Source organism: Streptomyces ochraceiscleroticus, assembly GCF_000720485.1.
Classification (GTDB): Bacteria; Actinomycetota; Actinomycetes; order Streptomycetales; family Streptomycetaceae; genus Streptomyces; species Streptomyces ochraceiscleroticus.
Map to the genome: position 1 here is coordinate 64,374 of NZ_JOAX01000030.1, position 26,022 is coordinate 90,395.

22 protein-coding genes and 2 rRNA genes are annotated in these 26,022 nt (G+C 72.8%); 9 read left to right on the top strand and 15 right to left on the bottom strand.

The window, feature by feature from the left end; all coding sequences use genetic code 11:
* On the bottom strand, positions 1 to 1,521 hold the full coding sequence (locus tag IG84_RS0130915; RefSeq protein ID WP_031064374.1) for an APC family permease: 1,521 nt from the start codon (positions 1,519 to 1,521) through the stop codon (positions 1 to 3).
* A 237-nt stretch (positions 1,522 to 1,758) separates the two neighbouring features.
* On the opposite strand from IG84_RS0130915, the gene IG84_RS0130920 reads away from it, so the two are divergent.
* On the top strand, positions 1,759 to 3,384 hold the full coding sequence (locus tag IG84_RS0130920) for a PucR family transcriptional regulator (RefSeq protein ID WP_031064376.1): 1,626 nt from the start codon (positions 1,759 to 1,761) through the stop codon (positions 3,382 to 3,384).
* A gap of 91 nt (positions 3,385 to 3,475) precedes the next feature.
* On the opposite strand, the gene IG84_RS0130925 is transcribed toward IG84_RS0130920, so the two are convergent.
* The 6 genes from IG84_RS0130925 to IG84_RS0130955 all read right to left on the bottom strand — a co-directional run bounded on the left by IG84_RS0130925 (position 3,476) and on the right by IG84_RS0130955 (position 9,742).
* Positions 3,476 to 4,603 carry a glycosyltransferase family 4 protein gene (locus tag IG84_RS0130925; protein WP_031064379.1) on the bottom strand — a complete coding sequence of 376 codons (1,128 nt, stop codon included), beginning with the start codon at positions 4,601 to 4,603 and terminating at the stop codon, positions 3,476 to 3,478.
* Positions 4,604 to 4,859: 256 nt separating this feature from the next.
* A complete protein-coding gene (locus IG84_RS0130935; protein WP_063761877.1) occupies positions 4,860 to 5,651 on the bottom strand; it encodes a hypothetical protein in 792 nt (263 codons plus the stop codon).
* The gene (recN, locus tag IG84_RS0130940) at positions 5,648 to 7,399 is read right to left on the bottom strand and encodes a DNA repair protein RecN (RefSeq protein WP_031064386.1); all 1,752 of its coding nucleotides are present in this window, start codon (positions 7,397 to 7,399) and stop codon (positions 5,648 to 5,650) included. Before recN ends, IG84_RS0130935 begins: the two co-directional genes overlap by 4 nt.
* A gap of 226 nt (positions 7,400 to 7,625) precedes the next feature.
* Entirely contained in the window at positions 7,626 to 8,549 is a 924-nt protein-coding gene (locus tag IG84_RS0130945) for an NAD kinase (protein ID WP_382467492.1), read from the bottom strand.
* Between the two features lie 56 nt (positions 8,550 to 8,605).
* Positions 8,606 to 9,421, bottom strand: coding sequence for a TlyA family RNA methyltransferase (locus IG84_RS0130950; RefSeq protein ID WP_031064393.1), 816 nt, complete (start codon positions 9,419 to 9,421; stop codon positions 8,606 to 8,608).
* Between the two features lie 6 nt (positions 9,422 to 9,427).
* A complete protein-coding gene (locus tag IG84_RS0130955) occupies positions 9,428 to 9,742 on the bottom strand; it encodes a hypothetical protein (protein WP_031064396.1) in 315 nt (104 codons plus the stop codon).
* A 72-nt stretch (positions 9,743 to 9,814) separates the two neighbouring features.
* Between IG84_RS0130955 and IG84_RS0130960 the strand changes: the two genes are divergently transcribed.
* Entirely contained in the window at positions 9,815 to 10,165 is a 351-nt protein-coding gene (locus IG84_RS0130960) for a sterol-binding protein (protein ID WP_031064400.1), read from the top strand.
* A gap of 18 nt (positions 10,166 to 10,183) precedes the next feature.
* Here the strand turns inward: IG84_RS0130960 and IG84_RS0130965 are convergent, their stop codons facing one another.
* From IG84_RS0130965 to IG84_RS0130975, 3 genes are read right to left on the bottom strand one after another with little or no spacing between them, the layout of a single operon-like run.
* Entirely contained in the window at positions 10,184 to 11,065 is an 882-nt protein-coding gene (locus tag IG84_RS0130965) for an ABC transporter ATP-binding protein (protein ID WP_342668477.1), read from the bottom strand.
* Positions 11,062 to 12,126, bottom strand: a complete 1,065-nt coding sequence (locus IG84_RS0130970; protein WP_078649596.1) for a FecCD family ABC transporter permease — start codon at positions 12,124 to 12,126, stop codon at positions 11,062 to 11,064. Before IG84_RS0130970 ends, IG84_RS0130965 begins: the two co-directional genes overlap by 4 nt.
* Complete coding sequence (locus tag IG84_RS0130975) at positions 12,123 to 13,166, bottom strand: FecCD family ABC transporter permease (protein WP_211266542.1); 1,044 nt, start codon at positions 13,164 to 13,166, stop codon at positions 12,123 to 12,125. Before IG84_RS0130975 ends, IG84_RS0130970 begins: the two co-directional genes overlap by 4 nt.
* Positions 13,167 to 13,231: 65 nt before the next feature.
* Here IG84_RS0130975 and IG84_RS0130980 point away from each other — a divergent pair, with 65 nt between their 5' ends.
* Together IG84_RS0130980 and IG84_RS0130985 are read left to right on the top strand one after the other, a co-directional pair.
* Positions 13,232 to 14,260 carry an ABC transporter substrate-binding protein gene (locus tag IG84_RS0130980; RefSeq protein WP_031064410.1) on the top strand — a complete coding sequence of 343 codons (1,029 nt, stop codon included), beginning with the start codon at positions 13,232 to 13,234 and terminating at the stop codon, positions 14,258 to 14,260.
* A 70-nt stretch (positions 14,261 to 14,330) separates the two neighbouring features.
* Positions 14,331 to 15,200, top strand: coding sequence for a siderophore-interacting protein (locus tag IG84_RS0130985; RefSeq protein WP_031064413.1), 870 nt, complete (start codon positions 14,331 to 14,333; stop codon positions 15,198 to 15,200).
* A gap of 72 nt (positions 15,201 to 15,272) precedes the next feature.
* On the opposite strand, the gene IG84_RS0130990 is transcribed toward IG84_RS0130985, so the two are convergent.
* Positions 15,273 to 16,298, bottom strand: coding sequence for an HAD-IIA family hydrolase (locus tag IG84_RS0130990; RefSeq protein ID WP_031064416.1), 1,026 nt, complete (start codon positions 16,296 to 16,298; stop codon positions 15,273 to 15,275).
* Between the two features lie 109 nt (positions 16,299 to 16,407).
* On the opposite strand from IG84_RS0130990, the gene IG84_RS0130995 reads away from it, so the two are divergent.
* The 5 genes from IG84_RS0130995 (at position 16,408) to IG84_RS0131015 (ending at position 23,143) form a co-directional block, all read left to right on the top strand.
* On the top strand, positions 16,408 to 17,667 hold the full coding sequence (locus IG84_RS0130995; RefSeq protein ID WP_031064418.1) for a DUF1015 family protein: 1,260 nt from the start codon (positions 16,408 to 16,410) through the stop codon (positions 17,665 to 17,667).
* A gap of 166 nt (positions 17,668 to 17,833) precedes the next feature.
* Positions 17,834 to 19,384: a pyridoxal phosphate-dependent decarboxylase family protein gene (locus IG84_RS0131000; RefSeq protein WP_031064420.1), complete on the top strand. Its 1,551-nt coding sequence runs from the start codon at positions 17,834 to 17,836 to the stop codon at positions 19,382 to 19,384.
* Positions 19,385 to 19,404: 20 nt separating this feature from the next.
* Positions 19,405 to 20,727 (top strand): lysine N(6)-hydroxylase/L-ornithine N(5)-oxygenase family protein, encoded by a 1,323-nt coding sequence (locus IG84_RS0131005; RefSeq protein ID WP_031064422.1) that lies wholly within the window; start codon positions 19,405 to 19,407, stop codon positions 20,725 to 20,727.
* The gene (locus IG84_RS0131010) at positions 20,724 to 21,314 is read left to right on the top strand and encodes a GNAT family N-acetyltransferase (RefSeq protein WP_031064425.1); all 591 of its coding nucleotides are present in this window, start codon (positions 20,724 to 20,726) and stop codon (positions 21,312 to 21,314) included. The genes IG84_RS0131005 and IG84_RS0131010 overlap by 4 nt, the downstream gene beginning before the upstream one ends.
* Positions 21,311 to 23,143 carry an IucA/IucC family protein gene (locus IG84_RS0131015; protein WP_037801038.1) on the top strand — a complete coding sequence of 611 codons (1,833 nt, stop codon included), beginning with the start codon at positions 21,311 to 21,313 and terminating at the stop codon, positions 23,141 to 23,143. Before IG84_RS0131010 ends, IG84_RS0131015 begins: the two co-directional genes overlap by 4 nt.
* Positions 23,144 to 23,268: 125 nt before the next feature.
* On the opposite strand, the gene IG84_RS0131020 is transcribed toward IG84_RS0131015, so the two are convergent.
* The 4 genes from IG84_RS0131020 to IG84_RS0131035 form a co-directional block, all read right to left on the bottom strand.
* Positions 23,269 to 24,198 (bottom strand): tetratricopeptide repeat protein, encoded by a 930-nt coding sequence (locus IG84_RS0131020; RefSeq protein ID WP_245659666.1) that lies wholly within the window; start codon positions 24,196 to 24,198, stop codon positions 23,269 to 23,271.
* Complete coding sequence (locus IG84_RS41715; RefSeq protein WP_051862660.1) at positions 24,180 to 25,532, bottom strand: hypothetical protein; 1,353 nt, start codon at positions 25,530 to 25,532, stop codon at positions 24,180 to 24,182. The genes IG84_RS0131020 and IG84_RS41715 overlap by 19 nt, the downstream gene beginning before the upstream one ends.
* A gap of 178 nt (positions 25,533 to 25,710) precedes the next feature.
* A 5S ribosomal RNA gene (rrf, locus tag IG84_RS0131030) occupies positions 25,711 to 25,827 on the bottom strand.
* A 117-nt stretch (positions 25,828 to 25,944) separates the two neighbouring features.
* Positions 25,945 to 26,022 (bottom strand): 23S ribosomal RNA (locus tag IG84_RS0131035); the annotation flags it as partial.

Below are 26,022 nucleotides of genomic sequence, written 5' to 3' on the forward strand. Positions count from 1 at the left end.
TCAGAGTGTGGGTTGCTCCTCGTCGCGCTCGGCCGCGTCCTCCAGGACGATCCGGCCGATGATCTCGTAGCGTTCGGGCCGCCTGGCCTTGAGGTACAGGGCCAGGCCGAGGCCCCCGAAGAAGACCAGGCCGACGATCCAGGGGATGAGCCGGAAGAAGAGCGAGTCGGCCGCGTCACCGGCCGCGGTCCGCATGTTGACCAGCAGCAGGACGACCACGGCGGTCATCCCGACGCCGCCGAGCAGCGGTGCGGTGAACGTACGGAACCAGTGCCGGTCCTCGGGGTGGTTCTTCCGGAAGTAGCCGATGACGGCGAAGGAGCACAGGGTCTGCACGATGAGGATCGCCATCGTGCCGAGGATCGCGAGCAGGGTGTAGAGGTGGACGTAGGGGTCCTGGCCGGTCAGCCAGAACGCGGCGACGAGCGCGGTGGCGAGGGCCGTCTGCACGTACGAGGCGAAGTACGGGGAGCCGTGCCGGGGGTGCGTGCGGCCCAGGCCGCGGTGGAGGAACCCCTCGCGCCCGATGGCGTACAGATAGCGCGCGGCGCACTGGTGGAAGGCCATGCCGCAGGCGAACGAGCCGGTGAGCAGCAGCCATTGGAAGGCGTCCACGGCCCAGTCGCCGAGGAAGGTGCGGGTGGGCGCGAAGAAGAGGTCCAGCGGGGTGTCCGAGGACGCGATCCGCACCGACTCCGCCAGGCCGTTCCCGGAGAGCGTCATCCAGGACACGAAGATGTAGAACAGGCCGACGCCGACGACGGAGACGAGCGTGGCGCGCGGGATGACGCGCTTGGGGTCACGGGACTCCTCGCCGTACATCGCGGTGGACTCGAAGCCGACCCAGGACCAGAAGGCGAAGAAGAGGCCGAGCCCGGCGGAGGTGCCGGTGAAGGCGTTGGCGGGGTTGACGGGCGCCGCGGGGATGCCGTCCGGGCCGCCGCCGGCCAGCAGGACGGCGAGCGAGACGGCGAAGAGCACGGCGATCTCGGCGACGAGCATGACGCCGAGCGCCTTGGCGGTCAGATGGATGTCGAAGTGCGCCAGGACCGCGGTGACCGCGAGCATCGCGCCCGCGTACAGCGGCCAGGGCAGGTCGGCGCCGAGCTGGTCGGCGACGGTGGTCTTGGCGAAGTAGGCGAAGACACCGACGATCGACGCCTCGAAGACGATGTACGCGAGGACGGCGAGCATCCCGGAGGCCATGCCGGCGACCCGGCCCAGGCCGTGCGAGATGAAGCCGTAGAAGGCGCCGGCGGCGGTGATGCGGCGGGCCATGGCGACATAGCCGACGGAGAAGACGGTCAGGACGGCGGTGGCGAAGAGATAGCCGGCCGGGGCGCCGATGCCGTTGCCGGCGCCGACCGCGATCGGGAGGTTGCCGGTCATCGCGGTGATGGGCGCGGCGGTCGCGACCGCCATGAAGACGACGCCGACCAGGCCGACGGAGCCGGCCTTGAGCCGGTCGACGCCGTGGCCCCGGCCGCCCTGTTCCGGTGCCGGTATTTCTGTTCTGGACATGCCACCCCTTGCTCCGGCCGGTACCCCGTGCACGCGGTCTGTGGAGCCGTCAGCCTGGCGGGCTGTGACCGGCGCCACAACTGACAACGGGGCCGGTTTTTCATGCGGATGATCGACGGGATGTCGGGGCGCGCGGCGACGGATTCCGTGGCGGCGGCGGCAGGCGCGCGGCGGCCGGCCCGCTGACCAGGCTCCCGTGGCGGCGGGCCGCCGTTCCTGCGGGTAGCGTTCGACGCCATGGGGTCGGAAGCGATGATCGAGGCCGAGATCACGGTACGCAGGGCGCTGGAGCTGCCCGCACTGCGGCGCGGGCTGCCGGAAGTGATCACCGGCGAGGACGAGCTGGACCGCTCGGTCCGCTGGGTGCACGCCGGCGAGGTGCCGAACATCGCCTCGCTGCTCAAGGGCGGCGAGTTGCTGCTGACCACGGGACTGGGCCTCGGAGCCCGCCCCTCCGAACAGCGCGCCTTCGTCCGCAAGCTCGCCGAGCGCGGGATCGCCGCGCTCGTCGTGGAGCTGGGCGCCCGCTTCGAGTCGCTGCCCACCGCCCTGGTCGACAGCGCCCGCGCCTGCGGCCTGCCGCTGATCCAGCTCCACCGCGAGGTGCCGTACGTCTCGGTCACCGAGGAGATCCACACCGAGATCGTCAACAGCCACTACACGCTGATGCGCCGCGCGGATGAGGTGCTGCGCCGCTGTACGGACGTCCTGCTGCGCGGCGGCGGCGCCCCCGAAGTACTGCGGCGGCTCGCCGCGTTCACCGGCAATCCGCTCTGTCTGGAGGCCCCGGACGGCAGCCCGCTGTACGCCGCGGGCCCGGACGACGGCGCCGCCGCCGACGCCGATCCGCTCCAGGCGTGGGAGGGCCTGCGCGAGAAGGGGCTGCGGGTGGACGTGCCCGGCGGCGGCCACGGCCCCGACGCCGTACGGGCCCGGCTCGTCCTGCTGCCCGTCAACGCCGCCGTCGCGCCCGTCCACCGCATCGCCGCCGAACGCGCCGCCGACCTGCTCGCCGTCGTCATGCTGCAGTCCCGGCAGGAGGAGGGGCTGGCGGCGCGCGGCCGCGGCGACTTCCTCGCCGACCTCGCGGAGGGCCGGATCTCCGCCGCCGAAGCGCCGGGCCAGGCCCGGCTGCTGGGCTTCCGGCCCGGTACGGCGGCCCTCCTCCCGGTGGTCATGCGGCTGCCGTCCGGGCTGCCCACGGCGGCCGGCTGGGCGCTCCTCGCCCAGGCGCTGCGCGAGGAACTCGCCGCGCTGGGGGCACCCGTACTGCTCGGCGTGCGACCGGTCGAGGGCCGCGTACCGCTGCTTTTCGGCCTGCGCGAGGGACAGGACCGGGAGGGCGCGGCCGACCGGATCGCGGAGGCGCTGCGGGCCGGTGTCGCACGGGCCGGGCTGGACCGCCCGGCGGCGCAGCGCCCGGTGGTCGTGGTCGGCGCGGCCGGCGACTGGGCGGCGACCGGGCCCGGGCTGCGGCACGCCGCCGAGGCCGCCGCCGCGGCGCAGGGGCTGGAGCCGCGGCTCTGGTACGACGCCCGCCGCCTGGACATCGAGCTCCTCCTGTGGCGGATGCGCGAGCACGGTGAGGAGGGCATGCTCACCGACTTCGTGGAGCGTGCGATCGGCCCGCTGCTGGCCCACGACCGCACCGCGCGCCAGCCGCTGCTGCCCACCCTGGAGGCGTACCTCGCCAGCGCCGGGCGCAAGGCCGAAACCTCCCGCGACCTGAACGTCAACCGCCAGACCCTGTACGACCGCCTCGCCCGCATCTCCCAACTGCTGGGCACGGACCTGGACGACCCGCAGACGGTCCTGGGCCTCCGGCTGGCACTGCATGCGCGGCGCCATACGGAACGGGGCTAGACGAGCAGTTCCGATGTGGGGCGGTGCGGTCCCGGCCCCGGAGCAGGGATCCGGGCAGCCGGCGCCGGTCCTCGTGCGGGGCCGAGGCGGGTCAGTCCTGAGCCTGCGCCAGCTCGTCGTACACGCTCAGCACCTGGGCGACCGTGTCGTCCTCGGTGGGCCAGCCGACGGCCTGGGCCCGTCCGGCGTCGGCGAGGGCGGCGCGCCGGGCCGGATCGTCGAGCAATTCCACGACCGTGCGGGCGAGGGCCGGGGCGTCGCCGTACGGGACCAGTTCGGCGGCCCGGCCGACCAGTTCGCGGGTGCCGCCGGTGTCCGTGGCGACCAGCGGGACGCCGCCGCGCAGCGCCTCCTGGGCGAGTACCGAGCGGGCCTCCCAGCGGCCCGCCACGAGCACCAGGTCGGCGGCGGCGAGCAGCCCGGGGACGTCCTCGCGCCGGCCGAGCAGCCGTACCGGCAGCTCTTCCGCGTCGATCCGCTGCTGCAGCGCGGTCCGCAGCGGCCCCTCCCCCGCAATGACGAGCAGCGGCTGCGGGTCCAGTCCGCACCAGCCGTGCGCGGCGTCCAGCAGCACGTCGTGCCCCTGGTGCGCGTCCAGCCGGCCGACGGCGAGCAGCAACGGGCGCCCGACCGCGCCCAGTTCGGCCCGCCGCTTCTCGCGCCGCCCGAGCTCCCGCGCGTACTCCTCCTCGCCGCGCGGGCGCGGCCCTGCCGGGGGCGCCAGACGCGCGTCGCGGGCGCCTCGCTCGCGGGCCCTGCGCACCAGTTCGGCGCACGAGCCCAGCACGACCGCCGAGGCACGCGCCACCCGGCGCTCCAGCAGGCGCGTCACCTGTGCCCGCGCGCCCTCGCTGTGCACCTTGGTGTGCCAGGTGACGACGAGGGGGACGCGCCTGCCGCGCAGCGCCAGGGAGGCCCGCAGCCCGGCGTGCAGACCGTGCGCGTGGACGAGGTCGGCGTCCGCGCAGGCGGTACGGAGCGCGGCGATGCTCCCGGGGTCCGTGCGTGGCGGGATCCGTTCGAACCCCGCGCCCACATCCGTGAAGCCGTACGTGTCCTCGGCATCGGGCGCCGCGCAGACCGTCACCCGTACCCCGCGCGCGACGAGCCCCGCCGACAGCGCGTGCACATGGGCCGCGCTGCCGGCGCTGCCGCGGCCCAGCACCTGGACCGTGCGCAACGGCGACGGTGCGGGCGGCGGGGTGGGTGTGCTGCTCACGAGTGCGTCGGGCTCCTGGTTCGGCGTGGTCCGGTGGGGCGGGCGGGATGCGCCCAGCATGCCAGCCCGCGCCGTCCGTACGGCACCGATGACAAGCCGTTGTGCTGCGGCTGCGCGACCGAGGCCCGCCGGGACCACTCACACGGGTGATCATGCCCGCCTTCGTACGGGCGCTGCGGGCCGGCGGCCGGCAGGGCTCGCGGCCGGCCGGACTCGCGCGGACCAGCAGGCCCGGCCGGCCCGCCGGTCCCGGCCGCTAACCGGTGAGGACGCCCCCCGCCGCGGCGCGGCTGACGCTCTCCCCCGAGGCCGCGGCAGCGGTCAGCGCGGCGGCGTGGGCCAGCAGGCCGGCCCGGCCGTTGGCCGCGACGATCGCGAGGCCCAGGGCCGCGCCCAGGGCGTGCGCGCCCGTGTCGCCGAGCATGGTGCGCTCGCCGAGGTCGTCGGCGAGCAGCGCCGCCGCCGCGCCCACCGGGGCGGCGGCGAGCGCCGCGCCCGGCCCGCTGCGCAGCAGCCCGGGGGAGCCGAGCGCGAGGACCGCGGCGGCCGCCCGGCCGGGGCGCACGTCCACCAGGTTCACCAGGTGGGCCGAGCCCGCGATCACCACGCCCGCCAGGACCTTGTCGGCCGGGCGGTCCTTCAGGAGCGCGCCCGCCGCGAGCCCGGCCGCGCCGATGCCGAAGAGCTTGACCGCGCCGCTGGTGACCTCGCCCCGCCGCAGTGCGGACAGGTGCGCGCGGAAGCCGCGCCGCTGGTCGCCCGCGCCCGCCATGTCGTCGTACGCGCCGCAGCCGCCCGCCGCCAGGACGGCCAGCGCGCCCGCGGTACGGGCCCGTACGGTCAGCCCGGGCGCACCGGCGACGGCGGCCGCGGCGCCCACGGCGGCCGCCGGCCCAGCGAACAGATCGACGCTGCGGCCCGCGTGGTTCTTGCGCTGCCACGGCTCGGTGCCGCCCGGCGGCCGCCGCCGCAGCCCCTCGTACGCGGTGCGGGCCACCCCGGCCGCCGTCAGCAGCCCCGTGAGCCGCGTCCGCAGCGCACCGCTCACCGGCCCGTCCTCGCGGTCTCCAGCAGTTCCTCGGCGTGCGCGCGGGCCGTCTCGGAGTCCTCCTGGCCCGCGAGCATGCGGGAGAGTTCGCGGATGCGGTCCTCGCCCTCCAGGACCGTGACGCCGCTGCTGGTGACCGAGCCGTCGTTGGTCTTCTCGACCAGGAGCTGGCGGTCGGCGAACGCGGCGACCTGCGGGAGGTGGGTGACGACCACGACCTGCGCGGACCGGGCCAGCCGGGCCAGGCGGCGGCCGACCTCGACCGCGGCCTTGCCGCCGACGCCCGCGTCCACCTCGTCGAAGAGGTAGGTCGGCACGGGATCGGAGCCCGCGAAGACCACCTCGATGCCGAGCATCACGCGGGAGAGCTCGCCGCCGGAGGCGCCCTTGGAGATCGGGCGGGGCTGCGCGCCCGGGTGCGGCGCGAGGAGCAGCTCGACCTCGTCGGCACCGGCCGGCCCGTAGGCCACGTTCCGGCCGCCGACGTGCACGCCGTCCGCGTCCTCGGCGACCTCGGTCTGCCGGATCTCCACGCTCACCCGGGCGTGCGGCATGGCCAGTTCGGCGAGCTCGGTGGTGACGGCCGCGGCGAACCGCTCGGCCGACGCCGTGCGCGCGTCGGTCAGTGCCTGCGCCAGCTCGCCCAGTTCGGCGCGGAGCGCGTCGTGCTCGGCGGTCAGCTCGCCGATCCGGTCGTCGTCGCCCTCCAGCTCGGCGAGGCGCGCGGCGCTGTCCTCGGCCCAGGCGAGCACGGCGGCGATGTCCTCGCCGTACTTGCGGGTGAGGCCGGTGAGCGCCGCCCGCCGCTCCTCGACGGCGGCCAGCCGCAGCGGATCGGCGTCCAGCCCGTCCGCGTAACTGGCCAGCTCGCCCGCCACGTCGGACATCAGGATGCCGATCTCGCCGAGCCGGTCGGTGAGCCCGGCCAGCGCCGCGTCATGGCTGCGTACCGCCTCCAGCGCGCGGTGCGCCCCGGCGACCAGGGTCGTCGCCTCGACGCCCTCGGGGTCCTCGGGATTGCCCGCGAGCGCCGCGTGCGCCACGGCCGCGGCGGAGGCCAGCGCCTCGGCGTGGCCGAGCCGCTCGGCCTCGGCGGCCAGCTCGGTGTCCTCGCCGGCCTGCGGCTCGACGGCCGAGATCTCCTCCAGGCCGAAGCGGAGCAGATCCGCCTCCTGGGCGCGCTCGCGCGCCTTGGTGGTCAGCTCCTCCAGTTCGGTGGCCACGTCACGGAGCCTGCGGTACGCGGCGGTGTACTTCTCCAGAGGGACGGAGACGGCGTCCCCGGCGTAGCGGTCCAGGGCCTGGCGCTGCCGGGCGGGCCGCAGCAGGCCCTGCTGGTCGGTCTGGCCGTGCACGGCGACCAGGTCGTCCGCCAACTCCCCCAGCAGTCCGACCGGTACGGACCGCCCCCCGACATGTGCCCGTGAGCGGCCCTCGGCGGAGACGGTACGGCTGATCAGCAGCGCTCCGTCGTCCAGCTCGGCACCGGCCTCCTCGGCGCGGACCGCCGCCGGCGCGTCGGGGCCGACCGTGATGCGGCCCTCCACGACGGCCGCTTTGGCGCCGATCCGTACCAGGGCGGGGTCGGCGCGCCCGCCGAGCAGCAGGCCGAGGCTGGTGACGACCATGGTCTTGCCCGCGCCCGTCTCGCCCGTCACCGCCGTGAAACCGGGGGACAGCTCGACGACGGCATCATCGATGACGCCCAGGGACCGGATCCGCATCTCCTCCAACACGGATACGACCATACGAGGTCCGAGGGCCGCGCCGCGACGGCCGCCCCCGCGTCATCCCTGCGCACGGCCCCGGGACCGGTACGGAACCGCCGGGAAAGTCCCACCTTGGGACGCGCGCGGCGCTCCGAGAGGAGCAGGCATACGGGGCACATACGTACGACCGCTGCCCCGTACGCGTCCAGGCGGCGGCGGTCGCACCGCTCCCGTATGTCCGCGTCCCCGTACCGCCCCGGTGCGGCTAGTGCGGCGCTCCTCGCCACCCCGCCACCGGCAGGGCGAACTTCGCGACCAGGCGGTCCGTGAAGGAGGCGTGGTGGAGCCGGGCCAGCCGGACCGGGATCGCGCCGCGGCGGACCTCGACGCGGGCGCCCGCGGGGAGTTCGACCGAGCGGCTGCCGTCGCACCACAGGACGCCGTGCGGCGTCTTGGGCTGCACCTCCACGGCGAGGACCGACTCCGGGGAGGTGACCAGCGGCTTGGCGAAGAGTGCGTGGGCGCTGATCGGGACCATCAGCAGCGCCTCGACCTCGGGCCAGACCACCGGGCCGCCCGCCGAGAAGGCGTACGCGGTCGAGCCGGTCGGGGTCGCGCAGACCACGCCGTCGGCACCGAAGCGGGACACCGGACGGCCGTCGACCTCGGTGACGACCTCCAGCATCCGCTCGCGCGCGGCCTTCTCCACCGACGCCTCGTTCAGCGCCCAGTCGGTGTGCACCACGGTGCCGTTGTTGCGGACCAGGACGTCGAGGGTCATCCGCTCCTCGACCTCGTAGGCGCGGGTCACCACCCGGTCCACGACCTTGTCCAGGTCGTCCCGCTCGGCCTCGGCGAGGAAGCCGACCCGGCCGAGGTTGACGCCCAGCATCGGGACGCCGGAGGTCCGGGAGAAGTCGGCGCCGCGCAGCAGCGTCCCGTCGCCGCCCAGTACCACCAGCAGCTCGCAGCCCTCGGCCGCGCACTGTTCGGTCGCCACCTGCTCGACGGAGTCGGGCAGCGGCAGGTCGGCGGCCTCGGCCGCCAGCACCCGTACGCCGATACCGCTGCGCAGCAGCCCCTGGACGACCAGTTCGGCGCTGCGGACGGCCGCGGGGCGGCCGGTGTGGGCGAGCAGGAAGACCGTGCGGCCCTTGCCGGCGAGCGGCACGGGTGCGGGTGCGGACACCGCCTTGACCTGCGGGCCCTGCTGTTCCTGCGGTGCTTCGGACGTTCCAGAAGTGGTCAACGCGGCCCCTCCGCCACTGCACGCTCGACATCCGCCGGGTCCAGGGCAGGCGCACCGGCGCGGAGCCACAGAAAGTACTCGACGTTGCCCGACGGGCCGGGCAGGGGGCTCGCGGTGACGCCCAGCACGCCGAGTCCGAGCTCCGCGGCGCGCTCCCCGACCATCCGCACCGCCTCGGCGCGGAGCTGCGCGCTGCGCACCACGCCGCCGCTGCCGAGGCGCTCCTTGCCGACCTCGAACTGCGGCTTGACCATCAGGACGAGGTCCGCGTCCGGCGCCGAGCAGCGGACCAGCGCGGGCAGCACGAGGCCCAGCGGGATGAAGGAGAGATCGCCCACGACGATGTCGGCGGGCACCCCGTCGATCCCCTCCACAGTGAGCTCGCGGACGTTGGTGCGGTCCTTCACGGTGACCCGGTCGTCGCTCTGCAGCGACCAGGCGAGCTGTCCGTACCCGACGTCCACGGCGACGACGTGCCCGGCGCCCGCGCGCAGCAGGACGTCGGTGAAGCCGCCGGTGGAGGCGCCCGCGTCCAGCGCCCGGCGGCCCTCGATCTTCAGGCCCTTCGGTACAAAGGCGGCCAGCGCGCCCGCGAGCTTGTGGCCGCCGCGCGAGACGTAGTCCGGGTCGTTCTCGTCCTCGCGCACGACCAGCGCGGCACTGGTCTCCACCTGGGTGGCGGCCTTGCTCGCCGGCTGCCCGCCGACCGTCACCCGGCCCGCGGCGATGAGCTGGCTCGCGTGCTCGCGGGAGCGGGCCATCTTGCGGCGCACCAGCTCCGCGTCGAGTCGGCGTCGTGCCACACCTGCCACCGGGGTTCAGCTCCTGTTGTCGTTCTGTGCGCCGGGGCGGGGCCCCGGCTGCTGGTCCAAGGAGGCCAGCGTGGTGCGCAGCCCCCGGTGGACATCCTCGTACACCGCGAGATGGCCGCCGACGGCGAGGTGGTCGGCGTCGCCGAGCCGGGCCAGCCGGCCGTCCACCTCGGGATGCCCGGTCGGGGTGACCGCTACGCCGAGCGGCCGCGGGCCCGCGGGCTCCTCCGCAGGCGCATCGGGGCCGTCGAAGGGTGGCTCGTCGGGCGCCGGCGCGGTTTCCGGTTCCGGCCGCTCGGCGCCGGGGTTCGGCTCGTCCATGTCCCCGACGCTACCGCGAACCGGTGACCCATCGGCGGACGAGCCGGGGCTGAGCTGGGTATCGTCCTTGCGATGGCTTCCCTAGAACAGTGCCGAGCGGCCCTGGACCGGCTGGCACAGAATCTCTCCGCTTCGCCGGACGGTGCCGTGCGCGGCGCCGCCGCGGTGGACCGCTCGCTGAGCTGCCGCATCACCGACCTGGACGTCACGTTCGTGGGGCGGCTGGTGGACGGCACCCTCATGGACGTCACGGCCGTACCGGGCCCACCGCCGGACAGAGCGCAGATCCGGCTCGCCATGACCGGCGACGACCTGGTCGCGATGGTCGACGGCGAGCTGCACTTCGCGCGGGCGTGGGGCAGCGGCCGGGTGAAGCTGGAGGCCGGCTTCCGCGACCTCCTGCGACTGCGGACACTGCTGTGACGCCACCCGTCCTGCGGATCAGGCCACCGCGGCCTTACGGGGCGTGCGCGCCGCCGGGATGATCAGCGGCGTGCCGGTCTGCGGGTCGTCGATGATCTGGCACTTGAGGCGGAAGACCCGCTCGATCAGGTCGGCGGTGACCACGTCCGCCGGGGCGCCCTCGGCGACGACCTCGCCGCCGCGCATGGCGATGATGTGGCTGGCGTAGCGCGCGGCGTGGTTGAGGTCGTGCAGTACCGCGACGAGCGTGCGGCCCTGCTCCTCGTGCAACTGGGCGCAGAGGTCCAGCACCTCGATCTGGTGCTGGATGTCGAGATAGGTGGTCGGCTCGTCCAGGAGCAGTAGCGGCGTCTGCTGGGCGAGGGCCATGGCGATCCAGACCCGCTGCCGCTGGCCGCCGGAGAGCTCGTCGACGTACCGCTCCCCCAGCTCGCCCACGCCGGTGGCGTCCATCGACTCCTGGACGATCCGCTCGTCCTCGTCGGACCACTGGCGCAGCAGGCCCTGGTGCGGGTAGCGGCCGCGGGAGACCAGGTCGGCGACGGTGATGCCGTCAGGGGCTGTGGAGGACTGCGGGAGCAGGCCGAGGGTGCGGGCGACCTTCTTGGCGGGCTGCGAGGAGATCGAGGAGCCGTCCAGCAGGACCGAGCCGGCCTGCGGCTTGAGCATCCGGGACAGCGCGCGCAGCAGGGTGGACTTGCCGCAGGCGTTGGGGCCGACGATGACCGTGAAGGAATTGTCCGGGATGTCGACCGAGAGCTGCTCGGCGATGACCCGCTGGTCGTAGGCGAGGGTGACGTTCTGCGCCGCGAGACGGCTCACTTCGGCTCTCCTGGAGGTGGTACGGCCGGTCGGTTGCGGGGTGGTGGCGGCCGGGCCGCCCGGGGTCGGGACGCTCATACCCGGCCCGCCTTGCGCTCATTGGCCAGCAGCCACAGCAGATAGCCGCCGCCCAGGACGCCGGTGACCACGCCGACCGGGATCTGGTCGGCGCCGAAGACCCGCTGCGAGGCGAGGTCGGCGAGCACCAGCAGGACCGCGCCCATCAGGGCCGAGGGCAGCAGGTTGGGGCCGGTGGCACGGGTGAGGCGGCGGGCGAGCTGCGGCGCGGTGAGCGCGACGAAGGCGATGGGCCCGGCGGCGGCGGTGGCGGACGCGGTCAGGACGACGGCGGCCAGCAGCGCGACGATGCGCACGCGGCCCGTACGGACGCCGAGCGCGGCGGCCGAGTCGTCGCCCATCTCCAGCATGGCCAGCGGCCGGCCGCAGAGCAGGATCACCGGTACCAGGACGACGCAGACCGCGGCCAGCGGCCACACCTGGTCCCAGTCGCGGCCGCTGAGCGAGCCGGTCATCCAGGTGGTGGCGCGGGTCGCCTCAACGATGTTCGCCTTGGTCATCAGGTACAGGACGATGGCGTAGAGCATGGCGGCGGCGCCGATGCCGACGAGGACGAAGCGGTAGCCGTGCACGCCGCGCTGCCAGGCGAGCAGGAAGATCGCGACGCCGGTGAGGACGCCGCCGACGACCGCGCCCGCCGCGATGGCGACGGTGGAGCCCTGCAGGTACACGATGACGAAGAGGGCGCCGACGGAGGAGCCCTGCGCGAAGCCGAGCACGTCGGGGCTGCCGAGCGGGTTACGGGTGACGGTCTGGAAGACCGCGCCGGCCAGCCCGAGGCAGACGCCGACCAGCAGCGCGACCAGGACCCGGGGCAGCCGCAGATCGTTGACGATCAGTTCCTGGCCCGGATTGCCGCCCCCGCTGAGGGTGGTGAGGACGTCGCCGAAGGACATCGGGAAGTCGCCGGTGCCGATGAGCAGGACGCCGGCCGCGAGCGCCACGAGGAGCAGCAGCAGGCCCGTCAGTACGGCCCTGGGGTGCAGCCGTACCGACAGCCCGCCGGCGGTGCGCAGGGCCTTCACGGCCGGGCGCGCGGAGGTCTTGGTGGGAGTGCTCACAGCTGTGCCATCTTCCGTCGCCGTACGAGATGGATGAAGACCGGGCCGCCGATGACGGCCGTGACGATGCCGACCTGGAGCTCGCCGGGCCGGGCCGCGATCCGGCCGAGGATGTCGGCGCCGAGCAGCAGCACCGGCGAGAGGACCGCGGAGTACGGCAGGATCCAGCGCAGGTCGGGGCCGGTGAGGGCGCGTACGGCGTGCGGGACCATCAGGCCGACGTAGACGATGGGTCCGCAGGCGGCGGTGGCGGCGCCGCACAGCAGGGTGACGGCGACCATCGCGAGGACTCGGGTGCGGGTGAGCCGGGCGCCGAGGGCGCGGGCCTGGTCGTCGCCGAGCGCGACGGCGTTCAGCGGCCGGGCGAGGAGCAGCGCGAGCAGCGTGCCGGCCGCGATGAAGGGCGCGATCCTCTCGACGGTGGGCGCGGTGGCCGAAGCGAGCGAACCGACCGTCCAGAAGCGCATCTTGTCCAGGGACGCGGTGTTCATGAGGTTGACCGCGTTGAGGTAGCCGGTGAGGGCCGCGGTGAGGGCGGTACCGGCGAGCGCGAGCCGGACGGGGGTCGCGTTGCGGGTGCCGCCGAGGAGGTACACGGCGGCGGAGACGACGGCGGCGCCGATGAAGGCGAACCACACGTACGAGGTGAGGGAGGTGACGCCGAAGAAGGTGATGCCGGTGACGACGGCGGCCGAGGCACCCGCGTTGATGCCGAGGACGCCGGGGTCGGCGAGGGGGTTGCGGGTGAGCGCCTGCATGACGGCGCCGGCGAGGCCCAGGGCCGCGCCGGCGAGCAGGCCGAGCAGGGTGCGGGGCAGCCGGACGTCGCGGACGATCACGTCGGTGTCGGTACCGGAGTAGTGCATGACGCCGTGCCAGACGTCGGCCACCGGTATCTGTTTCGAGCCGACGGCGATACCGAGGACGGTGATGACCGCGAGGATGCCGAGGGCGGCGAGGAGTCCCGCGGAGCGGGTGGCCTGCCGTCGTCGGGGCACCACGGGCGCGGCGGCTGCTTCAGGGGGGCTGTCGACCAACACGCCGTTTAGGTTAGCCTAACCTCACGTTGCCCACTCAGGCCCTCCCCAGAGAGAAGTGCGTCCCTATGAGCATGTCCCCCAGACCTTCCCTGTCCCGACGCGGCCTGCTGGCGGCCGGCGGGGCCGTCGGCGTCGGCGCCCTGCTCGCCGCGTGCGGCAGCGAGAAGGGCTCGGGACCGGCCGGCAGTGAAGGCAAGGGCGGACCCTGGAGCTTCACCGACGACCGCAAGCAGAAGGTCTCCCTGAAGACTGTGCCACAGCGCATCGTCGCCTTCACCGGCACCGCCGCCGCGCTGCACGACTTCGGCATCGACGACCAGATCGTCGGCGTCTTCGGCCCGACCAAGCTCAAGAACGGCAAGCCCGACCCGCAGGCCGGCGACCTGGACATCTCCAAGGTCACCATCATCGGCAACGCCTACGGCCAGTTCAACGTCGAGAAGTACGCCGGGCTCGCCCCGGACCTGCTCGTGACGAACATGTACGAGCCGGGCGCGCTGTGGTTCGTCCCGGAGGAGAGCAAGGACAAGATCACCAAGCTCGCCAAGAGCGTCGCGATCACCTCCTCCCGCACCCCGATGGTGAAGATCATCGAGCGGTACGCCGAACTCGCCGAGTCCCTGGGCGCCGACCTGAAGGCCAAGAAGGTCACCGACGCCAAGGCCCGCTTCGAGAAGGCCGCGGCCCGGCTGCGCAAGGCCGCCAAGTCCAACCCGGTCAAGGTGCTCGCCTGCTCCGGCAGCCCCGACCTCTTCTACGCCTCCAACCCGGGCATCAACGCCGACCTGATGTACTTCAAGTCCCTCGGCGTGGACCTGATCGTCCCGGACAAGCTCGACAAGGGCGGCTACTTCGAGTCGCTGAGCTGGGAGAACGCCGACAAGTACAAGGCGGACGTGCTCCTGCTGGACAACCGCACCGCCACCCTCCAGCCCAAGGACCTGGCCGCCAAGCCCGCTTGGGCGAAGCTGCCCGCCGTCAAGGCGGACCAGATCGCTCCCTGGTCCAGCGAGCCCCGCTTCTCCTACGCGGGCGCAGCCCCGCTCGTCGAGGGCCTCGCCAAGGCCATCGAGGACGCCAAGAAGGTCAACTGACGCGCCGGGGGCCGGCCGCGCACCCCCGGCCGGCCCCCCGCAACTCCACCCAAGGGAGGTCTTCCCCCGCATGACCACGACCGCCGCCCCCGCCACCGCCCCGTTCCGCTTCTTCGACCTGTACGTTGTGCGCACCCGCCGGCTCGGCCCCTCGATGGTCCGGATCACCTTCGGCGGCGCGCGCCTGGCGGAGCTGCTGACCGGCGGCCGTGACCAGCGGGTGAAACTCTTCTTCCCGCAGGCGCACCAGAGCGTTCCGGTCTTCGACGACCAGGGCGACGGCTGGTACGCGGCCTGGCGCGTGCAGGACCCGGCCGAGCGCAGCATTATGCGGACGTACACGGTCCGCGCGCAGCGCCAGGACCCGGCGCCGGAACTGGACGTGGACTTCGCGCTGCACGGCGCGGAGGAGGGGACCTCGGGACCGGCCGGCCGGTGGGCGGCGAACGCCGTGCCCGGCGACCGGGTCAGCGTGCTGGGTCCGGTGGTCGAGGACAACGGCGGCGTGGACTTCCGCCCGCCGCAGGGCACCGACTGGATCCTGCTGAGCGGCGACGAGACGGCCCTGCCGGCCATCGCCAACATCCTGGCCTGGCTGACGCCCGGCACCAAGGCCAAGGTGTGGATCGAGGTGGGCCACGCGGCGGACCGCCAGGAGCTGCCCTCCTTCGCCGACGCCGACATCACCTGGCTGGTGCGCGAGGAGTCCACGACCGACCGTACGGACCGCATGCTCGCCTCGGTGGCCGCCGCCGAGCTGCCCGAGGGCACGCCGTACGCCTGGATCGCGGGCGAGTCCGGCACCGTCAAGGCGCTCCGCCGGCACCTGGTCAAGGAGCGCGGCTTCGACCGCAGGGCCGTGAAATTCACCGGCTACTGGCGGCGCGGCGCGAGCGAGGAACAGCTCCTCGCCGAGCTGACGGCGGCCGCGCAGAAGTGAATCGCCAGGGCCCGCCTGCATAGTGCAGGCGGGCCCTTGGTCTGTCCTCCACAGGGCTTCCGCCGGAAGCCCCTACAGCCCGAGGCGGGCCAGCGCCTTCTCCGCCCCGGCCGTGCACCGGCCGTCCCCGGCAGCCGTCCAGGCCGCCGCGCACAGTGCCCGCAGTCCGTCCAGAGGGGAGCCCTCGCCATCGAGTACGAGCATGTCCTCGGCCACCGAGGCGACCCAGCCGCCGCACCGGAAGCCGTCGTCGGCCGCCGTCACCTCCGGCTGCGGCCCGAGGATGCCGCGCAGGTCGGCGTCCACGTACGTGGGGCGGTGCTCGGGCGGCGCGGCCAGCAGCTCGGCGGCCGTGGTGACGCCGGTGAGCACCAGCAGCGAGTCCACCTCGCCGTTGAACGCGCCCTCGATGTCGGTGTCCAGCCGGTCGCCGACCACCAGCGGCCGCTTCGCCCCCGTGCGCAGCACGGTCTCGCGGTGCATCGGCGGCTGCGGCTTGCCCGCGACCTGCGGCGTGCCGCCGGTGGCGATCCGTACGACCTCCACCAGCGCGCCGTTGCCCGGTGCGATGCCGCGCTCCTTCGGGATCGTCAGGTCGGTGTTGGCGGCGAACCACGGCACGCCGCGGCCGACCGCGTAGGCCGCCTCCGCGAGCTGCTCCCAGTTCTGCTTGGGGTCGTAGCCCTGCACGACGGCGACGGGGTCGTCCTCGGCCGAGTCCACCGGCACCAGGCCCCGCTCGCGCAGCGCGACCTTCAGGCCCTCCCCGCCGATCGCCAGCACCCTCGCTCCCTCGGGCACCTGACCGGCGATCAGCCGGGCGACCGCCTGCGCGGAGGTGACGACGTCGCCCGCCTCCGTCGGCAGGCCGTACCCGGAGAGCTGCGCGGCCACGGCGTCCGGGGTGCGCGCCGCGTTGTTCGTGACGTACGCCAGGTGCATCCCGCCGCCCCGCGCGACGGTCAGCGACTCCACCGCGTGCGGGACGGCGGACCCGCCCGCGTACACGACGCCGTCCAGGTCCAGCAGCGCCGTGTCGTACGCCTCGCTCAGCGTCCGGGCGCTGCCCTCCGGCCGCGTCCGCACCCGCTCGTCCATGCCGTCCAGCTCCTTAACCATCCATACCGCGCACAAACGGCCATTTCCCGCCGCATTGCGTTTCTCCCCCGATCATCCCTCACTGCCCCGACCGGCATAGCATTTGCCAATGACCAGCACCGACGGCCTGCGCCTGGACACCTTTCGCGGACTGCGTTACGCACCCCAGCGGGTGAGCAGTCTCACCGCGGTCACCTCGCCCCCGTACGACGTGGTGGTCCGGCCGGACGGCGTCCGGCACCTGGAGACCGCCGATCCGTACAACATCGTCCGGCTGATCCTGCCGCACGCCATCGACCCGGCGACCCGGCACCGCAAGGCCGCCGACACGCTCGCCCGCTGGCGTGCCGAGGGCGTCCTGACGCCCGATCCGCAGCCCGCGCTGTACGTGTACGAGCAGCGCAGGGGCGATGTGCTGCAGCGCGGCATCATCGGGGCGCTGGGGCTGGACGGGCCGGTGCTGCCGCACGAGGACGTGATCGCCGAGGTCGTCGAGGACCGGGCCGCGCTGATGCGTACCGCGGCCGCGAATTTCGAGCCGCTTTTGCTGTCGTACCGGGGCGAGGGGACGGCGAGCGGCGCCACCGCGGTGATCGAGCGCACCACGCAGCAGCCGCCGCTGCTGGCCACCACGACCGAGGACGGCTTCGCGCACCGGCTGTGGGCGGTGACCGATCCGGCCGAACTGGCGGCGGTGGACGCGGATCTCTCGGCCCGGCAGGCGCTGATCGCGGACGGGCATCACCGCTGGGCGACGTACCAGCGGCTCGCCGAGGAGCAGGGGGCCGGGGCCGGCTCGCCCTGGTCGCGCGGCCTGGTGCTACTGGTCGACACCGCCCGCTACCCGCTGCGGGTGCGGGCCATCCACCGCGTGCTGCCGCATCTGCCGCTGGAGCGGGCGCTGGCGGAGCTGGACGGCGCCTTCCGCGTGCGCGAGGTGCCCGGGCCGCTGCCCGCGGCGCTGGAGGCGCTGGAGGCGGCGCAGGGCAGCGCCTTCCTGCTCGCCTCGGGCCCGGACTCCTTCCGGCTGCTGGACAGCCCCGATCCGGAGCTGCTGGCGCGGGCGATCCGCTCGGACCGGCCGGAGGCGTGGCGGCGGCTGGATGCCACCGTTCTGCACTCCGTTCTGCTGGACGAGGTGTGGCGGATTCCGGACCACCCGGACGGCATCCGGTACATCCACGACACGGACGCGGCGCTCGAGTGGGCCGCGAAGCACGGCGGTACGGCGGTCCTGATGCGCGCCGTCGACGAGGAGACGGTCCGTCAACTGGCGGCGCAGGGCGTGACGATGCCGCGCAAGTCCACCTCGTTCGGCCCGAAGCCGGCGACGGGACTGGTGCTGCGCACGCTCGACACGGACGACTGAGACACCGCCCCGGGCCTCCTGGAACACCCTTCACGTCCCTCCCTGGACACCCCTTGCCCACCTCGACATCAGGTTAGGTTAGGCTTACCTCACCAAGTCGACGGCTGGGGGCTTTCCCCAGCCGTCCCGCGCGGGCCGCGATGCCCGTACCAGGGAGGACACGTTCATGACTTTCCTCGCGCCGACCGGCGAGGACCCGTCCCAGGCTCCTGCCCCCGCCCTCAACGGCAGCAAGGACCACCTGCTCAACGACGCCACCGTCCAGTACTACCGCGACGCGGTACGGGACGGAGTCGACCGGGTGGCAGCCAAACTCGCGGCGACGGACCGTCCCTTCACCGGCATGACCGCGGACCGGCTCGCCCCCGCGGTGCGCGGAATCGACCTGGAGGCGCCGCTCGGGGACGCGGCAGCCGCCCTGGACGAGCTGGAGGACATCTACCTCCGCGACGCCGTCTACTTCCACCACCCGCGCTACCTCGCCCACCTCAACTGCCCGGTGGTCATCCCCGCGGTGGTCGGCGAGGCCGTCATGGCGGCCGTCAACTCCTCCCTGGACACCTGGGACCAGAGCGCCGGCGGCACCCTCATCGAGCAGCGCCTCATCGAATGGACCGCGGGCCGCATCGGCTTCGGCGACGACGCCGACGGCGTCTTCACCAGCGGTGGCACCCAGTCCAACCTCCAGGCCATGCTGCTCGCCCGCGACGAGGCCCGCCGCCTCGCCCGCGAAGCCCACCCGCACCTGGACGACACCGAGATCCGCACCCGCCTGCGCATCCTCACCTCTCAGGTCAGCCACTTCAGCATCGAAAAGGCCGCCACCCTCCTCGGCCTCACCCCCGAGGCCGTCATCGCGATACCCGTCGACGACGAGAAGCGGCTGCGCACCGACACCCTGGAGAAGGAGCTCACCCGGTGCGCCGAGGAGGGCCTCATCCCGATGGCCGTCGTCGCCACCGCCGGCACCACCGACTTCGGCTCCATCGACCCGCTCCCCGAGATCGCCGCGCTCTGCGCCCGCGAAGGCGTCTGGATGCACGTCGATGCGGCGTACGGCTGCGGCCTGCTGGTATCGAAGCGCCGCGGCTACCTCGACGGCATCGAGAACGCCGACTCGGTCACCGTGGACTATCACAAGTCCTTCTTCCAGCCGGTCAGTTCCAGCGCCGTCCTCGTCCGCGACCGCACCACCCTGCGGCACGTCACGTACCACGCCGACTACCTCAACCCGGAGCGGATGGCGAAGAAGCGCATCCCCAACCAGGTCGACAAGTCGCTCCAGACCACCCGCCGCTTCGACGCGCTCAAGCTCTGGATGACCCTGCGCATCATGGGCGCCGACCAGGTCGGCGAGCTCTTCGACGACGTCGTGGACCGCGCCGCCGACGGCTGGCGCCTCCTCGACACGGATGACCGCTTCGAGGTCGTCACCCGCCCCACGCTCTCCACCCTGGTCTTCCGTTACGTACCGGACCGGGACGCGGACCCCGAGACCGTCGACCGGATCAACCTCTACGCCCGCGAGGCGCTCGCCGCCTCCGGCGAGGCCGTCATCGCCTCCACGGTCGTCGACGGCCGCCACTACCTCAAGTTCACCCTGCTCAACCCCGAGACCACCCTCGGCGACATCGCCGCGGTCCTCGATCTGATCGCCGAGCACGCCGGCGGACGCCTCCTCGAAGAGGCCACCCCGGAACTCACCAGCGCTCACTGACCGCCCTCACCGGAGACCCCGTGCCTACCAACCCCCCGCACGCCGAGCCCGAACACGACTTCATCGCCATCGGCCTCGGACCGTTCAACCTCGGCCTGGCCTGCCTGACCGAACCCCTCGACGAGCTCGACGGCCTCTTCCTGGAGTCCAAGCCCGACTTCGAGTGGCACTCGGGGATGTTCCTCGAAGGCGCCCACCTCCAGACGCCGTTCATGGCCGACCTGGTCACCCTCGCCGACCCCACCTCCGAGTACTCCTTCCTGAACTACCTGAAGGAATCGGGCCGGCTGTACTCCTTCTACATCCGCGAGAACTTCTATCCGCTGCGCGAGGAGTACAACGACTACTGCCGCTGGGCCGCCGCCAAACTGAACAGCGTCCGCTTCGGCCACCGGGTCGACTCCGTCGAGTACGACGAGACGGACGAGCTGTACCTCGTCCACGGCACCGACCTGGCCACCGGCGAGCGGCGCACCCACCGCGGCCGCCGCCTCGTGCTCGGCACCGGCACCCCGCCCTACCTCCCCGACTCCTGCCGGGACCTGGGCGGCGACCTGATCCACAACTCGCGCTACCTGCCGAACAAGGAAGCGCTCCAGGCCAAGGACTCGATCACCCTGGTCGGCAGCGGCCAGAGCGCCGCGGAGATCTACTACGACCTGCTCTCCGAGATCGACGTCCACGGCTACAAGCTCAACTGGGTCACCCGCTCCCCGCGCTTCTTCCCGCTGGAGTACACCAAGCTCACGCTGGAGATGACCTCCCCCGAGTACGTGGACTACTTCCACGCGCTCCCCGAGACCACCCGCTACCGCCTGGAATCCCAGCAGAAGGGCCTCTTCAAGGGCATCGACGGCGAGCTCATCGACGCGATCTTCGACCTGCTCTACCAGAAGAACCTCAAGGGCCCGGTCCAGACCCGGCTGTTCACCAACACCGCGCTGAACAACGCGTCGTACGACGAGACCACCGGCACCTACACGCTGGGCCTGCACCACGAGGAGCAGGAGAAGGACTTCGCCCTGGAGACCCAGGGCCTGATCCTCGCCACCGGCTACCGCTACACCACCCCGGACTTCCTGGCGCCGGTCAAGGACCGCATCCGCCTGGACGGCCACGGCCGCTTCGACGTCGCCCGCAACTACAGCGTCGACCACAGCGGCCAGGGCGTCTTCCTGCAGAACGCCGGCGTGCACACGCACAGCATCACCTCGCCCGACCTGGGCATGGGTCCCTACCGCAACGCGTACATCATCGCGGAAATGCTGGGCCGACAGCCCTACGCCGTGGAGAAGACCATCGCGTTCCAGGAATTCGGAGCACCGGAAGGCATCGTCCGATGAGCGACAAGAACAGCGCACCTGAGATTCTCTTCAGCCGTACCGACCCCGCCCTCGGCGAGTTCGCCGTCCGCGCGCTCGACCCCCTCAAGGACTCCGAGCTGCTGCACTCCTGGGTCACCCACCCCAAGGCGTCCTTCTGGATGATGCAGGACGCCACGCTCCCCGACGTGGAGCGCGAGTACATGGGCATCGCCGCCGCCGAGCACCACGACGCCTACATCGGACTGCACAACGGCCGCCCCGCCTTCCTCATGGAGCGGTACGACCCGGCCCACGTCGAACTGGTCGGCCTCTACGACCCCCAGCCCGGCGACGTCGGCATGCACTTCCTGACCGCTCCCAGCGACACCCCCGTACACGGCTTCACCCGAGCCGTCATCACCACCGTCATGGCGATGCTCTTCGAGGACCCGGCCACCGCCCGCGTCGTCGTCGAGCCCGATGTCCACAACAAGGCCGTCCACGCCCTCAACGAAGCCGTCGGCTTCGAGATCGTCCGGCAGATCGCCAAGCCGGAGAAGGACGCCTACCTCAGCACCTGCACCCGCGAGCAGTACCTTGCGGCGATAGGAGTGACCACCCGATGAACGCCGCCACCACCCCCAGCGACGCCGTAGCGCACCTCACCCCCGAACTCTGGGACCGGGCCGGCCGCCTCCTCATCCGCAAGGCGCTGGCCGAGTTCACCCACGAACGCCTCCTCACCCCCCGCCCAATGCTGGACGGCCGCTACTCCGTCCGCAGCGACGACGGCACCGTGGAGTACCGCTTCGCCGCCCAGGTCCTCACCCTCGACCACTGGCAGATCGACGCCGACTCGATCACCCGCCACCGCGAGGACACCGACCTCCCCCTCGATGCCGTCGAGTTCTTCATCGAACTGCGCGACGCGCTCGGCCTCAGCGACGAGATCCTCCCCGTCTACCTGGAAGAGATCAGCTCCACCCTCGCCGGCACCGCGTACAAACTGACCAAGGACCACGTCCCGGCCGACGAGCTCGCGAAGTCCTCCTTCCAGGACATCGAGACCGGCATGACCGAGGGCCACCCCTGCTTCGTGGCCAACAACGGCCGCCTCGGCTTCGGCATTCACGAGTACCGCGCGTACGCCCCCGAGGCCGCGGCCCCGATCCAGCTCATCTGGCTGGCCGCCCGCCGCGACCGCGCCACCTTCACCGCCGGCGCGGGCCTGGACTACGAGACGCTGATGCACGCGGAGCTGGGCGAGGAGACGCTCGACCGCTTCGCCGCCACCATGGCCGGCCAGGGCCTGGACCTCGCCGACTACCTCCTCCTCCCGGTCCACCCCTGGCAGTGGTGGAACAAGCTCTCCGTCACCTTCGCCGCCGAGGTCGCCCAGCAGCGCCTGGTCTGCTTGGGCCCCGGCGACGACGAGTACCTCGCGCAGCAGTCCATCCGGACCTTCTTCAACACGAGCAACCCCGAGCGCCACTACGTCAAAACGGCGCTCTCGGTCCTCAACATGGGCTTCATGCGCGGCCTTTCCGCCGCGTACATGGAGGCCACGCCCGCCATCAACGACTGGCTGGCCGGCCTCATCGACAGCGACCCGGTCCTGCGCGGCACCGGCCTGACGATCATCCGCGAGCGCGCCGCCATCGGCTACCACCACCGCCAGTACGAGGACGCCACCACCAAGGGCTCCCCGTACCGCAAGATGCTCGCCGCCCTCTGGCGCGAGTCCCCGGTACCGTCCCTGGCCCCCGGCCAGCGTCTCGCCACCATGGCCTCGCTGCTGCACACCGACCGCGACGGCGCCTCCTTCGCGGGCGCCCTGATGCGCGAGTCCGGCCTGAGCGCGGTGGAGTGGCTCCGCCGCTACCTCAAGGCGTACTTCACCCCCCTCCTGCACAGCTTCTACGCCTACGACCTGGTCTTCATGCCGCACGGCGAGAACGTCATCCTCGTCATCGAGGACGGCGTCGTGCAGCGCGCGGTCTACAAGGACATCGCCGAGGAGATCGCGGTCATGGACCCCGACGCGGTCCTCCCCCCGGCCGTCGAGCGCATCCGCGCCGACGTCCCCGAGGACAAGAAGCTCCTGTCGATCTTCACCGACGTCTTCGACTGCTTCTTCCGCTTCCTCAACGGCATCCTCGTCACCGAGGGCCTGGTCGACGAGGAGACCTTCTGGCGCACGGTCGCGGAGTGCGTCACCGAGTACCAGGCGTCCGCGCCCGAACTCGCGGACAAGTTCGCCCAGTACGACATGTTCGCCGAGGAGTTCGCGCTCTCCTGCCTGAACCGCCTCCAGCTCCGCAACAACAAGGAGATGGTCAACCTCCAGGACCCGGCCGGCGCCCTCCAGCTCATCGGCAACCTGCAGAACCCGATCGCCCGCTTCGCCCCGGGCACGGCCCCGGAGACGACCGCAGAGACGACCGCGGTGGCGTGACACCGCGGTAACGGCCGCCGGCCCCGACGGTCCGGGGCGGGCGGCCGGAAACGCAAGAGGGCGGGATCCCCATGGGATCCCGCCCTCTTGCTGTGCTTACGCGTCAGCGCTTCGCTGTGCGGTGCTTACTTGTCCGCGTCAGTGCCCGGCTCGGAGTCCTCGTCCTTGTCCTTGTGCTCGTCCTTGTCCTGGTCGGAGAAGGTGGGCACGACGGGGTCGACGGCCACGGGCTGCACGGGCTCGGCGTCCTCGGCGTCCTCGACCGGCTCGGTCACGGCGGCGTCAGCGGCGTCAGCGGCGTCAGCGGCAGACTCGGTCGTGGCCTCGGCGCCCTCGGCCTCGGCCGGGGCCGCATCCGTCGCCTCGACCACGTTCGCGTCTGCCTTCGCGTCCGCGTCCGTGTCCTCGTCGTCGTACTCGTCCGCCAGCGCGTCCGTGAACTCCACGCCGTCCAGCTCCGCCAGCCGGTCCGAGGCGTCCGTCGTACCGCCCTGGTCGGCCTCCAGCGCCTTCGCGAACCACTCGCGCGCGTCCTCCTCGCGGCCGACCTCCAGCAGCGCGTCGGCGTACGCGTAGCGCAGCCGCGCGGTCCACGGGTGCACCGCGTTGGACGCCAGCTCCGGGCTCTGCAGCGTCACCACGGCGGCGTCCGCCTGGCCCATGTCGCGCCGGGCACCCGCCGCGACCAGCCGCATCTCGACCTGTCCGGCCTTGTCCAGCCGCTGCACCTCGGGCTCGCCGGCCATGGCGAGGGCCTTCTCGGGCCGGCCCATGCCGCGCTCGCAGTCGGCCATCACCGGCCACAGCTCAGCGCTGCCGGTCATCCGGCGCGATGCCCGGAACTCCGCCAGCGCCTCGCTGTACTTGCCGAAGCCGTACGCGGCGAAACCGGCCGCCTCGCGGACGGCGGCGACGCGGGACGCGAGCCGCAGGGCCACGCGGGAGTAGCCGTACGCCCGCTCGGGGTCCTCGTCCAGCAGCTTCGCCACCATCACGAGGTTACGCGCGACGTCCTCGGCCAGCGTCTTCGGCAGGCTCAGCAGCTCCTGCCGCACGTCCTTGTCGATCTCGTCACCGGTGACATCGTCCGGAATCGGCAGCCGCTTGATCGGCTCCCGCCGGTCATCCCGACGATCGTCCCGCCGGTCGTCCCGGCCGCGCCCCTGCCCGTACGGCCGACGCCCACCACGGTCATCGTCCCGCCGGAAGCCACCGCGGTCGCCGCCGCGATCGTCACGGCGGAAGCCCCCGCGGTCGCCGCCGCGGTCATCGCGGCGGTCATCGCGACGGAAGCCGCCACGGTCACCGCCGCGATCGTCGCGACGGAAGCCCCCGCGGTCGCCGCCACGGTCATCGCGGCGGTCGTCACGACGGAAGCCACCACTGGCGCCACCGCGGTCGCCGCCGCGATCGTCGCGACGGAACCCGCCGCGCTCGCCACCGCGGTCATCGCGACGGTCGTCACGACGGAAGCCACCACTGGCGCCACCGCGGTCGCCGCCGCGATCGTCACGGCGGAAGCCACCCCGGTCGCCGCCACGGTCATCGCGGCGGAACCCGCCACCGGCGCCACCGCGGTCGCCACCGCGATCGTCGCGACGGAACCCACCACGGTCGTCCTCACGACGGGGACCACGGGGACGGTCATCACGGCGGTCATCACGGCGGTCCACGCCACGGTCGTCACGGCGGAACCCGCCGCGCTCGCCGCCGCGGTCATCCCGCCGGTCATCGCGGCGGAAGCCGCCACGGTCGTCCTCGCGACGCGGCCCACGCGGCCGGTCATCACGCCGGTCGTCCCGGCGGAAGCCACCCCGGTCGCCCCCGCGATCGTCACGCCGGTCATCGCGGCGGAACCCACCACGGTCGCCGCCACGGTCCGCACCGCGGTCGTCCCGACGGAAGCCGCCGCGCTCGCCGCCGCGGTCATCGCGACGGAAGCCCCCGCGGTCACCACCACGGTCGTCACGGCGGAACCCGCCACGGTCGCCGCCGCGGTCGTCCTCGCGACGCGGCCCACGCGGCCGGTCATCACGACGGTCATCGCGGCGGAAGCCCCCACGGTCACCACCACCGGCGCCACCGCGATCGTCACGGCGGAACCCACCGCGGTCGCCACCGCGGTCATCGCGGCGGAAGCCGCCCCGCTCGCCACCGCGGTCGTCCTCGCGACGCGGCCCACGCGGCCGGTCGTCACGACGGAAGTCCCCGCGACCCGCAGGACGGTCGTCCCGGCGGGCCCCGCCGCGCTCGCCGCCGCGGTCATCGCGACGGAAGCCCCCGCGGTCACCACCACGGTCATCGCGGCGGACGCCGCCCCGCTCGCCGCCACGGTCGTCACGTCGGTCATCGCGGCGGAAGCCACCACGGTCGGGCCGGTCACCACCATCGCGCCAGCGCGGCCGGCGCTCCGATCGGTCGTCGGGAGAGTTGGTGGACATCGACGTGACTCCTGTCTTCGGTACTGCTGGTCATTCTCACGCACCGACCAGTTCGGCGCGCTTCGGCAAAACAAAAAGGACCCTTGGTCCCAGCATGAACGCTGGGACCAAGGGTCCTGAAAGATTGTTCGGCGGCGTCCTACTCTCCCACAGGGTCCCCCCTGCAGTACCATCGGCGCGGAAAGGCTTAGCTTCCGGGTTCGGAATGTAACCGGGCGTTTCCCTAACGCTATGACCACCGAAACCCTATCGGGTTCGAGCGAACAAGCACACTCTTCAGTTAAGTAATGAAGCATGAAACTTGGTTCAACCGGTGCGACTGTTCGCAACCCGGGAACCACACAGTGGACGCGAGCAACTGAGGACAAGCCCTCGGCCTATTAGTACCAGTCAACTCCACCCGTTACCGGGCTTCCATATCTGGCCTATCAACCCAGT

Coding starts and splice junctions, on each gene's coding strand:
- IG84_RS0130915 (WP_031064374.1), bottom strand. CDS start 1,521: ATGTCCAGAACAGAAATACCGGCACCGGAACAGGGCGGCCGGGGCCAC.
- IG84_RS0130920 (WP_031064376.1), top strand. CDS start 1,759: ATGGGGTCGGAAGCGATGATCGAGGCCGAGATCACGGTACGCAGGGCG.
- recN (WP_031064386.1), bottom strand. CDS start 7,399: ATGGTCGTATCCGTGTTGGAGGAGATGCGGATCCGGTCCCTGGGCGTC.
- IG84_RS0130955 (WP_031064396.1), bottom strand. CDS start 9,742: ATGGACGAGCCGAACCCCGGCGCCGAGCGGCCGGAACCGGAAACCGCG.
- IG84_RS0130960 (WP_031064400.1), top strand. CDS start 9,815: ATGGCTTCCCTAGAACAGTGCCGAGCGGCCCTGGACCGGCTGGCACAG.
- IG84_RS0130965 (WP_342668477.1), bottom strand. CDS start 11,065: ATGAGCGTCCCGACCCCGGGCGGCCCGGCCGCCACCACCCCGCAACCG.
- IG84_RS0130980 (WP_031064410.1), top strand. CDS start 13,232: ATGAGCATGTCCCCCAGACCTTCCCTGTCCCGACGCGGCCTGCTGGCG.
- IG84_RS0130985 (WP_031064413.1), top strand. CDS start 14,331: ATGACCACGACCGCCGCCCCCGCCACCGCCCCGTTCCGCTTCTTCGAC.
- IG84_RS0130990 (WP_031064416.1), bottom strand. CDS start 16,298: ATGGACGAGCGGGTGCGGACGCGGCCGGAGGGCAGCGCCCGGACGCTG.
- IG84_RS0130995 (WP_031064418.1), top strand. CDS start 16,408: ATGACCAGCACCGACGGCCTGCGCCTGGACACCTTTCGCGGACTGCGT.
- IG84_RS0131000 (WP_031064420.1), top strand. CDS start 17,834: ATGACTTTCCTCGCGCCGACCGGCGAGGACCCGTCCCAGGCTCCTGCC.
- IG84_RS0131010 (WP_031064425.1), top strand. CDS start 20,724: ATGAGCGACAAGAACAGCGCACCTGAGATTCTCTTCAGCCGTACCGAC.
- IG84_RS0131015 (WP_037801038.1), top strand. CDS start 21,311: ATGAACGCCGCCACCACCCCCAGCGACGCCGTAGCGCACCTCACCCCC.
- IG84_RS41715 (WP_051862660.1), bottom strand. CDS start 25,532: ATGGTGGTGACCGGCCCGACCGTGGTGGCTTCCGCCGCGATGACCGAC.